Annotated in this window: 13 protein-coding genes; 4 read left to right on the plus strand and 9 right to left on the minus strand. The window is 44.0% G+C overall.

Annotation, left to right across the window (positions count from 1 at the left end; all coding sequences use genetic code 11):
- Window positions 1–71: 71 nt before the first annotated feature.
- Complete coding sequence (gene rdgB, locus IV71_RS00875) at window positions 72–677, minus strand: RdgB/HAM1 family non-canonical purine NTP pyrophosphatase (protein ID WP_010691601.1); 606 nt, start codon at window positions 675–677, stop codon at window positions 72–74.
- A 10-nt stretch (window positions 678–687) separates the two neighbouring features.
- On the minus strand, window positions 688–1,515 hold the full coding sequence (gene murI, locus IV71_RS00880; protein WP_056994987.1) for a glutamate racemase: 828 nt from the start codon (window positions 1,513–1,515) through the stop codon (window positions 688–690).
- Window positions 1,516–1,611: 96 nt separating this feature from the next.
- Between murI and IV71_RS00885 the strand changes: the two genes are divergently transcribed.
- The gene (locus IV71_RS00885) at window positions 1,612–2,439 is read left to right on the plus strand and encodes a YslB family protein (protein WP_010691603.1); all 828 of its coding nucleotides are present in this window, start codon (window positions 1,612–1,614) and stop codon (window positions 2,437–2,439) included.
- A gap of 55 nt (window positions 2,440–2,494) precedes the next feature.
- Here the strand turns inward: IV71_RS00885 and IV71_RS00890 are convergent, their stop codons facing one another.
- The 6 genes from IV71_RS00890 to IV71_RS00915 form a co-directional block, all read right to left on the minus strand.
- Window positions 2,495–3,853 (minus strand): DEAD/DEAH box helicase, encoded by a 1,359-nt coding sequence (locus IV71_RS00890; RefSeq protein WP_010691604.1) that lies wholly within the window; start codon window positions 3,851–3,853, stop codon window positions 2,495–2,497.
- Window positions 3,854–3,906: 53 nt separating this feature from the next.
- Window positions 3,907–4,869 carry a DHH family phosphoesterase gene (locus IV71_RS00895; RefSeq protein ID WP_010691605.1) on the minus strand — a complete coding sequence of 321 codons (963 nt, stop codon included), beginning with the start codon at window positions 4,867–4,869 and terminating at the stop codon, window positions 3,907–3,909.
- A 69-nt stretch (window positions 4,870–4,938) separates the two neighbouring features.
- Entirely contained in the window at window positions 4,939–6,033 is a 1,095-nt protein-coding gene (gene dinB / locus IV71_RS00900) for a DNA polymerase IV (protein WP_010691606.1), read from the minus strand.
- A 74-nt stretch (window positions 6,034–6,107) separates the two neighbouring features.
- Window positions 6,108–6,467 carry a 50S ribosomal protein L19 gene (gene rplS / locus IV71_RS00905; RefSeq protein ID WP_010691607.1) on the minus strand — a complete coding sequence of 120 codons (360 nt, stop codon included), beginning with the start codon at window positions 6,465–6,467 and terminating at the stop codon, window positions 6,108–6,110.
- Window positions 6,468–6,588: 121 nt separating this feature from the next.
- Complete coding sequence (locus IV71_RS00910) at window positions 6,589–8,295, minus strand: phospho-sugar mutase (RefSeq protein ID WP_010691609.1); 1,707 nt, start codon at window positions 8,293–8,295, stop codon at window positions 6,589–6,591.
- A 1-nt stretch (window position 8,296) separates the two neighbouring features.
- Window positions 8,297–8,974 (minus strand): DedA family protein, encoded by a 678-nt coding sequence (locus IV71_RS00915; protein WP_010691610.1) that lies wholly within the window; start codon window positions 8,972–8,974, stop codon window positions 8,297–8,299.
- Window positions 8,975–9,338: 364 nt separating this feature from the next.
- Between IV71_RS00915 and IV71_RS00920 the strand changes: the two genes are divergently transcribed.
- Genes IV71_RS00920 through IV71_RS00930 form a run of 3 tightly spaced genes read left to right on the plus strand, consistent with a single transcriptional unit; the run spans window position 9,339 to window position 11,502 of the window.
- Window positions 9,339–10,355 (plus strand): zinc-dependent alcohol dehydrogenase family protein, encoded by a 1,017-nt coding sequence (locus IV71_RS00920; protein WP_010691611.1) that lies wholly within the window; start codon window positions 9,339–9,341, stop codon window positions 10,353–10,355.
- A 3-nt stretch (window positions 10,356–10,358) separates the two neighbouring features.
- Window positions 10,359–11,081 (plus strand): DUF6198 family protein, encoded by a 723-nt coding sequence (locus tag IV71_RS00925; protein WP_010691612.1) that lies wholly within the window; start codon window positions 10,359–10,361, stop codon window positions 11,079–11,081.
- A 37-nt stretch (window positions 11,082–11,118) separates the two neighbouring features.
- Complete coding sequence (locus tag IV71_RS00930) at window positions 11,119–11,502, plus strand: VOC family protein (protein WP_010691613.1); 384 nt, start codon at window positions 11,119–11,121, stop codon at window positions 11,500–11,502.
- A 98-nt stretch (window positions 11,503–11,600) separates the two neighbouring features.
- Here the strand turns inward: IV71_RS00930 and lepA are convergent, their stop codons facing one another.
- On the minus strand, window positions 11,601–13,394 hold the full coding sequence (gene lepA, locus IV71_RS00935) for a translation elongation factor 4 (RefSeq protein ID WP_010691614.1): 1,794 nt from the start codon (window positions 13,392–13,394) through the stop codon (window positions 11,601–11,603).
- Window positions 13,395–13,425: the final 31 nt, after the last annotated feature.

A 13,425-nucleotide genomic window follows, 5' to 3' on the forward strand; every position in this document is an offset into this window, starting at 1 on the left:
GCTTATTTATGGGTTGATTGGGGCTGCCGACTCGTTATTGTGACTAACTTAAAAAAGTCGGTTCCCCGACTTTATTCGGCCAACCAGGCCGGTAGTTCGTTCACTAATTCTTGCAAGGCACGTCCCCGGTGTGAAAGGCTGTTCTTTTCCGAAAGCGTCATTTCTGCAAAGGTTTTTTCAGCCGGTGCATAGTAAAAAATCGGATCATAACCAAAACCCGCTTGCCCATCCCAGCTTTCTGTAATGAAGCCATCAACACGACCAACTGTTTCTAAATTGCGTCGGTTAGGACCAACCATAACCATCACGGTCGTGAAAAAAGCTTCTCGTTCAATCCCGCGACAACCCGCTAATTTTGCCAGGACTTTTCGGTTATTAGCGGCATCATCATGGTCACCAGCGTAACGAGCTGAATAGACCCCCGGCTCACCATTTAAAGCGGGAATTGTTAGACCAGAATCATCGGCCAAAACGAAATCATCTGGGTATTTAGCCGAAATGGTTTCAGCCTTTTTACTGGCATTTTCCACAAAGGTTTTGCCATCCTCGACAATGTCTGGTAAATCGGGTAAATCGGCCAGCGAAAGTACCGTCAAGTTGATGGTAGCTGCTGCTAAGGCAGCCTTAATCTCTTGGATTTTATGTGCATTTTTGCTAGCAATAATCAATCGAGCCATTCACCTTCTCCTATTCCTTTTCGAGCTTTTGCAATGATAGGTGTTCAAACTGCCAATCACCAACCCCGAGCCAGTCGGTGGCGATGGTCTTAAAGTTCGAAACAGATCCAGTTGTGTAAAGTTCGTACTTTACCGAATGCTTTTGTTCATCATCTAATAAATTCAATTGACGCAAACGGTCAGCCAAATCCTTTGCCGTAGCAGCACCAGCGTCAACTAACGATACGTCTTTCCCGACGGCTAGTTGAATAGCAGGTGTCAAGAGTGGGAAGTGGGTACAGCCGAGGATAAGCGTATCAATCTGGTCATTTTTCAATTGTTTCAAATGACTAGCAACCAACCGTTCCGCTTCAGTACTGTGGTAGTGGTTTTTTTCAACAAGTTGAACAAAATCGGGTTCAGCTTGTGCAAAAATTTTTGCGGATGGTTCTAATTCATTGATATCTTCTTGATAGCGATTCGATTTCACCGTGCCTTCCGTTGCAATCAAGCCAATTCGACCCGTCCTAGAGGCCGAAACGGCCGCCTTCGCACCGGATTCAATGACACCAATTACTGGAATATCTAATTCAGACTGCAGAACCGGAAGTGCGCAGGCTGTCGCTGTATTACAGGCGATGGCCAACACCTTAATATCGTGCTCTTTGACAAGAAAACGGGCAATTTGCCGGCTAAACTCAATTACTTCTTCGGAATTGCGTGGCCCGTACGGGTTGCGAGCGTTGTCACCAACAAAGACGATTGATTCGTTTGGTAACAACTCCTTCGTGGCTTTTAGGACGGTCAGCCCCCCAATACCAGAATCCATCATTCCAATTGCATTTTGTCGTTTTTTCATACCCTTATTATCGTTGTTTCAAGAAAAAAAGCAAGAGAGGACCGCTCGTAGGGGTTTCCTTTTGTTATAATGTTTAGAAGAAAGGATTTTTGCCACATGACAAATGATCACGCCAATCAAACCATCGGTTCAAACCGGTCTGAAAACGCCTTTGCCTCCCTCCTACTACGGGATGGCTTGCTTCAAAACTTATTAACTGATGACTACGCTACCATTACTTACTGGGCTGGAAAAGAACTTGCCCGTCAGTTTCCACTAGAATCAATTACCGAAGTTAGCGAATTTTTCGAAACCGCTGCTTTTGGTCAAGTGGAAATCATTTACCAAAGCGAATCAGAACAACAGTGGGTACTATCTGGACCGGTGGTAGCAGACCGTTTAAAGCTAAACCGACAAGCGGACTTTTCTCTTGAAACCGGCTTCCTAGCTCAGCAAGTTGAATTACAAAACGAAGCAGTTTCGGAAGGTTATTTTCAGGTTATTACACGGAAAAACGCCGTCACCATCACCATTATGGTTGATAATGAACATAAGATTCATTCACTTACCGCTGCCGAACAAGTCAGCTTACGCGATGCCTACTTTGACACAATGGCAGATAAGAACGAAAAATCACAGGACGTCGTTGAACAAGCTGCAGAAGCGCCACAAACAACGACTTTCGTGGATAAGAAAATCAACAACCCAGACATTGCCGAAACGAACGAAACAACCGTTATCGAGGATTCCGAAGTCGATGAACCAGTCGCTGACAATCATTCCTATATAGAAGAAGTCGAAACGCCTTCACTTGATGAAGATCATCAAGCACTTGAATCCGAAGAAGAAGAACTATCGGTCGAACAATCCATTACTAATTCTCTACTAGCATTCGATCCGAAATTACGTAAAAACCGTGATTCTACATCGTCCATTGATTTCTAAAAAATCTTGATTCATCAAAAAAGCAAGCCCAATTGGCTTGCTTTTTTTGGTTTAACTAACCCTGTTTATTTTCACGGCGGGTGTTTCTTCTTTCCTGCCGTTGTTCAATTCGACGGTCCATCTGTTGCTTACGCTTCAAATTATTCTTAATCTGACGTTTATAGCCTGGCTTGACCTTTTTCTTCTTTTTCTTAACCATGCCAACCATTTCAGGATCAAGCTTCTTCGTCGTTGCCTGACGTTGGTAACGGGCTTTCCGGTCTTTGACAGCCACAATGTCACCATTTTTAATTTGCTTATTTTGAAAAACAATGCCAAGTTTTTCTAGTTCAGCAATCTTATTTTCTTCATCTGGTCCATACAAAGTGACAGCCGTTCCAGACAAACCGTTTCGCCCTGTTCGTCCAACACGGTGAACGAAAAATTCGAGTTCTCCAGGGACCCCGTCATTAATCACGTGCGAAACCCCTTCGATATCAATTCCTCGAGCAGCCAGATCAGTCGCCACAACATATTGATAATCGAGGTTCATAATTCCCTTCATGACGCGACGGCGTTCACGAGGTGGAATATCACCATGAATTTCAGCAACCTTTAGTCCTTGATGACGAAGGTGTTTAGCTAATTCCTTTACTCGTTCCTTTGTGTTAGCAAAAATCAGCGCTAAGTATGGATTGAAAATCGAGAGCAACTGATCAATCACTTCTTCCTTATCCTTGGAACGCGTTGAGATTAACCAATTATCAATGGTATCCGCAATGGTTGCTGACGTAGGAATGGTTGTAAAGGAAGGATTTTCAAGATATTTCCGTAAAAACGGCTTGAGTTTCTCAGGCATTGTTGCAGAAAAGACGAGTGTCTGCAAATCCTTTGGCATCGCAGCAGCTAAAAAGTCCACGTCCGGCAGAAATCCCATGTCCAGGGTCATGTCGGCCTCATCGACCACAAGGGTCTTCACTTGGTTCACCACCAAGGCACCAGTCTTCACCAGATCAGCCAATCGGCCAGGTGTCCCAACCACTAACTGTGGTTGGTGTTTTTCTAATTGACGAACCTGGCGAGCTTTATCCGTTCCACCGACATATTCCACAATAGAAACCTTTTCCATTGCCATTGCTTCAGCAAACGTCCGAGCAGCCTTAGCAATTTGAGCAGCCAATTCACGAGACGGGGTTGTAATCACCACCTGTGTGCGTTGTAACTCTGGTTTTAATTGATTAAAAATTGGCACCAAAAAAGTGTGCGTTTTACCCGAACCGGTTTGCGATTGACCAACTACATCACCACCCCGTAAAACGGTTGGAATCAATTTCGATTGAATCGGTGTCGGGTGTTCAAACCCAATTTTTTTCAACGCAGCAAGTACAGCCGGTTTTAAATTAAACTGGCCAAATTGTTGGTTTTCTTCTGACATATTTGTCCTTACTTTCTGGCTCAGCTGTGATTGAATTTTTCCAAATGCTGAGCTTACTTTTCATTTTTAAGGGCAGTATCCACACGATCAATGACCTCTTGAATCTGCTCTTTACCATATGCCCAAGCTCCTGAAGCAAGTGGGTGCCCCCCACCATCAAAATCTTGTGCAATTTGGTTAATTACGATGGAACGGGAACGCAAACGCACCCGATAATCGCCGTTATCTTGTTCTTCAAAAATGGCCCAGGCCTTCACGCGATCAATTCGTGAGGGAATCGAGACCGTGTATGATGTCCCCGCATCCCCCAAATGAAAAGAATCGAGCAAATCACGGTTCAAGACCACGTAGGCAAATCCTGAATCGAGCACCGTGATGTGCTGCATGACCCATCCGGACAATTTCACCGCTGCTTCCGGTAAAGTCGTCATCTGCGTATACATGCTTTGGTAATCAAAACCGTAAGAGACCAACTTACCGGCAACTTCAAAAACCTCGTCGTTTAATGAATACATGAACCGACCAGTATCCCCGATAATGCCGATATAAAGGTAGCGAGCCGCTTCCTTTGTCATTCTTAATCCCTGATTCTTCAATAGGTCGAAGAATTTATAAATTAAAACAGCCGTTGCCGACGCTTCATCTTCGACCCATTGCCAGTCACCATACGGTTCCACGTTTGGATGATGATCAATCTTGACCACTTCCATTCCATTGCGCCAACGCTGATCGTCCACACGAGGATCGTTAGCCGTGTCCACGACAATCACCAAAGCTTTCTTATAAGCAGAATCCGGCACTTCATCCGCAATGGGATTCCCGTCACCAATCCATGCGAGACCAGGAATCGCTTTTCCGGCTGCATAAATCTTTTTTTCGGGAAACGAAGCTTTCAAAATTGCCTGTAAGCCCAGTTGCGATCCATAGGCGTCCGGATCAGGTCGTTGATGACGGTGAATGATGATAGTATCATACCGCTTAATTTGTGCCAAAATATCTTCTTGGATGCTTGCCATGTTATTATCCTTGCTTTTTTCTCTACCTTTCATTATACCCTAGAAAAGCGTCTCAAAGAAAGAGCAGTTCTAGAGCGAATCAAAAAGAGAAACAGCTTCATATTTTTGTTCAACAATGTTCGAGAAGGTTAATCCCAGTAAACGGATAGAAAAATTATCAGGATAGGCTTCGTCAAAAATCAGCATGGCTTGGCGAGCCAAAAAGGCGGCATCAAGTTCAAAGGGAACGGCCTGCGTCATGCCTTTCGTCTGTGTCTTAAAGTCGTCATCGCGAATCTTCACCGTGAGTGTCCGACCGAGTAGTTTTTTCTTTTTCATATTCAAAACGACTTTTTCAGCCAAGGTTTTAAAAGTCATTTCCACCTCACTGCGATCATGTAAGGCTAACTCAAAAGTCGATTCCTTCCCCACAGACTGGCGTACCGACCGGTCCTTAACTGGACTAAAGTGGGTCGCCCGCGCCTGCCAGTATAAAACATCCCCAAACGAACCAAACTGGACACGTAATTCATCTAAGGACATGGCATATAGGTCACGACCATCCGTCACCCCCATTTTTTCGAACTTTTCCAAGGTCTTTTTACCCACCCCTCTGAAGTCCTTAATCGGGAGGTTTAACACAAAGTCCTGTGCCAATTCATGGGGAATGACGGTCACACCATTTGGTTTATGGTGCTCAGAGCCGAGTTTTGCCAAAACTTTGTTATAGGAAACGCCAACGGAACAAGTTAACTGGGTTTCCTGCCAGATACGATGACGCAGTTGAGCAGCTAACGTTGGAGCGGCCATTTTATTGGCCGTCACGTCCAGGTAAGCCTCATCTAAAGCCACCGGCTCAATCATATCCGTAAATTCATGAAATATTTGATGAATTTGTCCAGAAATTGCTCGATACTTTTCAAAGTCAGGTGCCACAAAAACTAAGTTCGGACAGGCCCGCTTGGCTTCAATGGATCCCATGGCTGAATGAACGCCAGCCCGACGAGCAATGTAATTGGCTGTTGCAATCACCCCGTGTCCGTGGTGTAGGTCCGGATCGCGACCAATACCAAGGGGAACCTTACGTAAAGCCGGATTATCACGCATTTCAACTTGAGCGTAGAAAGCATCAATATCAACGTGTAAAATCCGTCGATTATCCTTAGCCTGTAAGAATTCCGCCATAACATCGGCTCCTTTCAATAACATTTTTTCAAAAGAAAAAGTCCCCACTAAGTAGTGGAGACTCGAACTCGAACTTAAACGTCGCGACGACGTTCCTTGATACGAGCTGCCTTACCTTGCAATGCACGCAAGTAGTAAAGCTTGGCACGGCGAACTTGACCAAAGCGAGTTACTTCGATCTTTTCAACACGTGGTGAGTGTACTGGGAAGGTACGTTCAACACCAACACCAGAAGAAATCTTACGAACCGTGTAAGTGGCCTGGATACCAGTTCCCTTACGCTTGATGACAACTCCTTCAAAGAGCTGAACACGTTCGCGAGTTCCTTCAACAATCTTGGCGTGGACACGAACCGTGTCACCAGCGCGGAATTCAGGAATATCGTTCCGCAATTGAGCTGAGGTAACTTTTTCTAACAAAATGTTTTGACGCATGTCATTCTCCTAATCGCCAATCGTATGCTTGCCGAACCGACTTACGCACAGCGGATTACCGTTAATTATGGCTTATTGCCTTCTACTAGTATAGCAAAGGATGCTTTGCTATGCAATGGGATTATCCCTGCACTTTAGCAGCCATTTCCTTTTCATAGGCAGCCAGCTTCTCATCGGCTTCCTTCTTTGAGTCAGCCACCACACCCAGGTAGAGTTTCAACTTTGGCTCCGTTCCGGAGGGACGCAAGGCAATCCAAGAACCATCAGCCAACCAGTATTTCAAAACGTTGGCCTTGGGCTGTGGCATCTTCTTTTCAGCACCAACTCGATCAATCTGAGTCTGACTCGCAAAGTCCTGTGTAGCCAGAACCAGTTGTCCGGCGACTTTTTCGAGCTTTTCATTACGGAACTTCGTCATCAAGTCCGCCATCTCTTGGTGGCCAGAAACGCCTGGGAACTCGTAAGCAATGGTCTTTTCTTCAAAGTAACCAAATTGTTCATACAAGTCATTCAAACCATCAGCAAAGGACCGACCCGCTTCCTTATAGTAGGCGGCCATTTCGGCAAAGAGCACTAACGCCTGAATCGCATCCTTATCATGGGCAAAGGGCTTAATTAAGTAGCCATATGATTCTTCAAAACCAAAGAGATAAGTGTAATCTTTCTTCTCTTCAAAACGGTCAATCATGGCCGCAATGTACTTAAACCCGGTTAGAACATCAAAAGTCGTTACGCCGAATGATTTAGCAATCTCTGAAGCAAAGCGAGAAGAAACGATTGAAGTCACAATTGCACCGTTGTCAGGCAATGTATTCGTCTTTTTCTTTGCCGTTAACAGGTAATTAACCATCAGTGCCGCAATCTGGTTCCCAGTCAACACTTGGTAAGAACCATCTGCCAGACGAACCGCGGCGCCCATTCGATCGGCATCCGGGTCGGTCGCGACAACTAGGTCAGCTTGTTCCTTCTTGGCGTATTCGATTCCAAGTGCCATCGCTGCTGGGTCTTCCGGATTTGGCTTCTTAACCGTTGGGAAATCACCATCGAGTTCGGCCTGCTCCTTGACGATTGTATAGTTGGTAAAGCCTGCCTGCTGCAGGGCTTTTTCGCCAATGTATTGTCCAGTCCCATGGAGTGGCGTATAGACAAACTTGAGTGCGGCACCTTCTCGTTCAATCAATTCATGATCAACCGAGATGGTTTTTACTTCTGCTAAGTAAGCATTGTCAACCATGTCATCAATGATTTGAACGTTTTCTTCGTTCACATCCTTTTGAATGGCAAAAGGATTCTCAATCGCCGCACGTGCATCGATAACTGCCTGAACGGCTTCGGGAATCATCTGTCCGCCATCTTCACCATAGACTTTGTACCCATTGTCCTCCTTCGAATTATGTGAAGCAGTAATCATAATGCCGGCAAAGGCCTTTAAAAAACGAACCGCAAAGGACAATTCTGGCGTAGGACGCAAAGAAGAGAAACGATAGACTTTGATACCATGTGCCGAAAGCACCTGGGAGGCTTCAATGGCAAATTCCGTTGAGTGATGACGAGAATCAAAGGCAATCACCACACCACGATCTTTTGCAGCTTGACCCTGCTCATCAATGTAGCGAGCCAACGCCTCCGTGACTTTAGCAACCGTCACCACGTTGATATGGTTGGTACCGGCCCCCATGTGGCCACGCATTCCTGCTGTTCCAAAGGCCATATCTTGGTAGAAAGCCTCTTCCATCTGCTCTTCCGACATGTTAGCCAGGTCGTTTTTTAAATCAACAGGTAAGTCGGCCGATTGCCATGTCTGAAAGGTCTCTTTGTAATCCGTCATGTTATTTTTCCTCTTTCTCTTGAGTAGGTTTTGTAATCAATTGAATAATGGATTGGCGAAAACGCTTTGAACGCAGGATTAAGATGGCAGCCACCAGTCCCACGATAATAATAGTCGGTAATACACCCTTTGGCAAAGTCAAATGACCAAAGAAGTAGCCAATCGTCACCATGGTCAAAGCCCATAGAAATGAAGCGAGCGCCGACATATGGAAGTACGTTTTAAAGGGCAACTTCAAACGGTGGGCTGACAATGGCACAATGGTTCTGATGTATGGAATAAAGCGGCCCATAATGATGAAGAGTAACCAACGCTTTGGATTGAGGTTGTGGGCAATTTTATCCGACAAATCTTCATTAAGGTGCCGTTTGACCCACGGAATTTTATCAACCTGTTTCACAATCCAGGCGCCCAGCCAATAATTAATCGAATCTCCGATAGCGGAAGCAACTGTGAATAAAATAACTAACACAATGAATTCTGTCGGAGAATGGTGCCTACCAGCAAAACCAGCAGCTGTCATGACTAGGGCATCACCAGGGATGAATCCGGCAATAATCGCCCCCGTTTCGATTAAAATAAGTAAGAACAAAATCGACAATTCCGTCACGGAAAAATTCGCTTCTGCTTGACCAATATGCGCTAACCAATCAGCCATAAAATCTAAGGCTAAGACCATCACACTCTCCCTTTTAAGCTAACTACAACTATCGATAATGTAAAATATTCTCAAATTTATCTTATTTTGACTAGATTAACTTGAGATAAAATACACGACTTTCTTTAATCATACCCTATGCCCATAGGAAAGTCTGCTTTTGAAAAGCCTTTTTAAGAAAATTAAACAATTAAATTCTTTTCGGCCAAAGTTTTAAACAAAACACCAGATTAATGTGTTTTTTTCAACCTATTTATAGAAGAAAAAATCTCAAAATACATCTTTAAAAAAATAAAAATAAAAAAGCGAATTTGCTTGACAGTCACTTGCTCAAGGTTTATCATACATTGTGTAAAGAAGAACAAAGAATATTGGAGGACAAGTCATGGAAGCACTTGTATTAACTGGTAAGAAGCAATTGGAAATCAAGAACATTGATAAGCCAGAAGTTAAGCCTAATGAGGTTTTGATTCACACAGCCTTCGCTGGTATCTGTGGAACCGACCACGCATTGTACGCAGGATTGCCTGGTTCAGCCGACGCTGTTCCTCCAATCGTTTTGGGACACGAAAACTCTGGTGTCGTTGCAGAAGTTGGTTCAGCCGTAACCAACTTGAAGGTCGGCGATCGCGTTTCTGTTGACCCTAACATTTACTGTGGTCAATGTAAGTACTGCCACACAGATCGTCCAGAATTGTGTGAAAACTTGTCAGCCGTTGGTGTTACACGCGATGGTGGTTTTGAAGAATACTTCACTGCACCTGCATCTGTTGTTTACCCAATCCCTGATAACGTTGACTTGAAGTCTGCTTCAATCGTTGAACCAATCTCATGTGCCGTTCACGGTATCAAGTTGTTGAAGGTATCACCTTACCAAAAGGCTTTGGTTATCGGTGATGGCTTCATGGGTGAATTGTTTGTTCAAATCTTGCAAGCTTATGGTATTCACCAAGTTGACTTGGCCGGAATTGTTGACGAAAAGTTGAAGATGAACAAGGAACAATTCGGTGTTAAGAATACTTACAACACAAAGAACGGTGACAAGATTCCTGCTTCTACTTACGACGTTGTCATCGAAGCCGTAGGAATGCCACAAACTCAAGAATCAGCTATCGAATCAGCTGCCCGTGGTGGTCAAGTTTTGATGTTCGGTGTTGGTGGACCCGATGCTAAGTTCGAAATGAACACTTACGAAGTCTTCCAAAAGGAATTGACGATTCAAGGTTCATTCATCAACCCTAACGCCTTCGAAGATTCATTGGCATTGTTGTCATCAGGTAAGCTTAACGTTAAGCCATTGATGTCACACGAATTAGACTTCAACCAAGTTGACGACTTTGTTAATGGACGTCTCGGTGTTGTCTCAAAGGCCGTTGTTAAAGTCGGTGGCGAAGAGGCCTAACCCATGCAGAAGAGTAACCGTACCATCAGCTGGGGGACAGCCATTGCTTACTTCGCCTTCTCCCTTGTGATTAACTCGATGGGAAACGTCTTGACAATTGCGACTAGTCAAAAAATTCACCCGGCCTTCCTAGGTTCTGCCTACTGGACGGCTGCTGAAAACGGTTGGAACATGTCTTTCATGGGCAACACAGCATCTGGTCTTTCTTGGGTCTTCTTCATCGTTGGTGTTTTAATCGCCGTTTTGAACATGATTTTAGACCGCAAAATTAACCTCTGGAAGTTCTTTGGAAACATTGCCTTCATGGTGCCGTTCTCACTCTTGATTAATGTTTTTTCAACCTGGTTCAACAGCATCATGCCAGAAGCGCATGGTTTCGGAATGATTATCTTCTACGTCTTCCTAAACTTCTTGGGTGTTTCCTTAATTGCTGTTGCCATCTCAATTTACCAGCGAGCAAACGTTGTTTTGCACCCTGCCGATGACTTAATGCAGATCTTACGTTTCAAGTACTTCAAGGGTAACGCTGGAATCGCGATGTGGGTTTCCTATATTCCACCAACGATTATTGGGGTTGTCGCTTTGATTGCACTACCAAACTTCTCAAACTATGGTTTAGGAACTGTCTTTGCCTTCCTCTTCCAAGGAAGCATCACAGGTTGGGGTGACAAGCATATCTTCCCTAAGTTAAAGCACCAAGGGATTAGCGCTTCAACTGAAGTTTAATTAATGGATTGACTGTCTTAGAAAGGACGTTAAAATCATGGCATTTACTGATTATTTTGATGACGTACAACACATCGGTATTCCTACGAAGGACTTGGCTAAGGCCGAGAAGTTCTGGGAATCACTTGGTTTCAAAAAGATTGGTGACTTTCCTTCAAACGAAGTTATCTTCATGAATCGCGGTCACTTGACCATTGAAACTTGGCATGATGAAAGTGCTACTGGTAAGCCAGGTGCAATCAACCACATCTCAATGAACACGACCGATGCTGACGCTGCCTTCAAGGAAGCTAAGGCTGCTGGCTTCGATATGATTGACTCAGAAGTACAACACTTGCCATTCTGGGACAAGGGTATTAAGTTCTTTAACATCAAAGGACCAGATGCCGAAATCGTTGAGTTCTGCGAAATCGTTAAGTAATCTGTCTTTTTCAAAAGAAAGAGCACTGCCAATTGGCGGTGCTCTTTTTGTACATAAAAAAGACATCGATTTTAATCGATGCCCTTCTAAAATTAGAATTAGTCCTTCAACGCTAAAAGCGTATTAAAAACGGCTTGAGGCAACGCAATATCAGAATGTGCAGCACTTCGTTTGTTGACGTTTTGGCGCCTTAATAAGGCCTGCTTCTTTGAAATACTACGCTGCTCGCCATTAACTGCTGCATTCTTACGAAGGGGTGGCACATCAATACGAGCTAGTACCTTCCCTTCCACAACTGCCTGAACTGGCATCGGATAAAGACGCCTAGGTATCGTCATCTTTAATTCGTGAACCAGTTTTTTCGTTAGAACAGCGGCTTTAGAACGGTGAGTGATGAAGCTTAAGGCATCTACCTTAGCATAATTAATGTGGATCTCAACTTTAACTAAATCACTAACTTCATAACCATCCGGTTTTGTTTGAAGCGATGCATAACCATGCGAAATTGATTTCAATTGGTTATAAAAGTCATGGGCAATTTCAGCTAAAGGCAAACGATAGTTAACGCGTACTCGATTGCCTTCATTATCCATGTCTTGAAAAGTTCCCCGATATTGTTCGGCCAACTGCATCACACGATCCAGATTTTCTGCTGGACTATCAATAACAGCTGTCATCATCGGTTCGGCAATGTTTTCTATTTTTTCAAAGCTGGGAAAATGTGCTGGATTTGTGATTATTCTGGCTTCTTGCGAGTCTTTCAACCGCACCTCATAAGGTACGTTGGGCGAAGTAACAATCACTTTTAGGCCGTATTCTTCTTCCAACCGCTCTTGAATAATCTTTAAATGAAAAATCCCCAGAAAGCCGATTCGAAATCCAGGACCCATTGCAGTTGAATTTTCCTCGCTGATCGCCAAAGAACTATCATTCAAAGCGATTTTCTGCAGTGCTTCCTTCAAGAGTTGATAATCATCTTGTGGGAAGAATCCAGCATAAACCAAAGGTTGTTGCTTTTCAAAACCTGGTAAAGCTTGCTGGATGCCAGCGGTAGCCGTCGTAATGGTGTCCCCTACGTTTACATCATCGGTTTCCTTTATGCCGGTTATCAAGTATCCTACTTCACCAACAACCAGCTCTTTGACAGGCAATCTTGCAGGTTGGTAAACGCCAATTTCCTTCGTTTTAAATATTCGATTAGAAGCCATCAGTTCCAATTTAGAATTTTTATTTAACTTACCATCAAAAATCCGAACCTGAACAATGACACCTAAATAGGGATCAAACTCCGAATCATAAACCAATGCCTTGAGCGGAGCGTTTTCGTCTCCCTCCGGAGCCGGTAAGTATTTAACAATTCCTTCAATCAAAGCAGCCACACCTTGACCAGTTTTGGCGGATACCTCATAAAAAGGCCTTTGTGACAAAGAAGCATCCAAATCCAGCAGTTCCTGCTTAACCACAGCAATCTTTGCATTTGGTGAATCAACCTTGTTGATGACAGGCAGCATGGGCAATCCCAAATCATGCGCTAAACGCCAATTGGCAACCGTTTGTGCTTGCACACCTTGGGTCGCATCAACCAAAAGTAAAACGCCATCCGTGGCAGCCAAACTCTTACTGACTTCATAATTAAAATCTACGTGCCCCGGGGTATCAATCAGATTCAATTGATATTTTTCACCGTTAGAATCCTCGTAAATATTTTGAACCGTTCGCGCTTTAACCGTTACGCCATGTTCTTGTTCAACAGCTAGTGAATCTAAAAGCTGTGGCGCTGACTCACGTTGATTAACAGTTCCCATTATTCCCATTAAGCGATCAGACAAGGTTGATTTCCCATGGTCAATATGGGAAATAATGGCAAAGTTACGTATATTTTTTTCTTTCATTTCAGTTCTCCATTCCTAAGTAAACAAGAAT

Origin of the sequence: Fructobacillus fructosus KCTC 3544, assembly GCF_001438695.1 — a bacterium.
Classification (GTDB): domain Bacteria; phylum Bacillota; class Bacilli; order Lactobacillales; family Lactobacillaceae; genus Fructobacillus; species Fructobacillus fructosus.